Below are 586 nucleotides of genomic sequence, written 5' to 3'. Positions count from 1 at the left end.
AAACTGCTTATACCTTGTGTTCTCGTCTATGATCCCATGATTCTCGCCAGTCCATCAAGGTGAATGACTCAAAATCAAACAGACCTAAATTGCGTTAGGCCTTGTACATCTGCCCGTTTTCAATATGTCGGGTTGATAGCTTGCTTGTGCCATGGAGTAGTGAATGAAGCCCATGAAAAATCTCGCCCAGTACTATGTAGACTTACTGGTGAAACTAGGGATTGTCCGTTTTTCAATTTTGTTAGCCCTAGCGCTGGTGGCACTTGCTGTCGTCGTACAAGTTGGTATCACTTTGGCTCTCAAAGGGCGCGTCGATGATATCGACATCGTACGTTCCGTTTTCTTTGGTTTGTTAATCACGCCCTGGGCCGTTTACTTCCTATCTGTGGTGGTAGATCAGTTAGAAGAGTCTCGTCAACGATTGACGAAGCTGGTTTCTAAATTGAAAGACATGCGTTCACGCGACCAAGAACTGAACTTCCAACTACAGCAGAACATCGAAAAGCTCAATCTAGAGATTGAAGAGCGGATTAAAGCGGAAGAAGCGCGTGAAGAGGCGATGCAGGATTTAGAAAATGAGGTTTTC

At 44.9% G+C, this 586-nt stretch carries 1 pseudogene; it reads left to right on the top strand.

From position 1 onward, the window contains the following. Positions 1-163 precede the first annotated feature (163 nt). Positions 164-586, top strand: a pseudogene (locus tag R7O13_RS29010) (aerobic respiration two-component sensor histidine kinase ArcB); the annotation flags it as partial.

It is taken from the genome of Vibrio sp. Y176 (assembly GCF_033438945.1).
The sequence above is the reverse complement of the archived record's forward strand: the minus strand, read 5'-3'. Positions and strand labels throughout refer to the sequence as shown.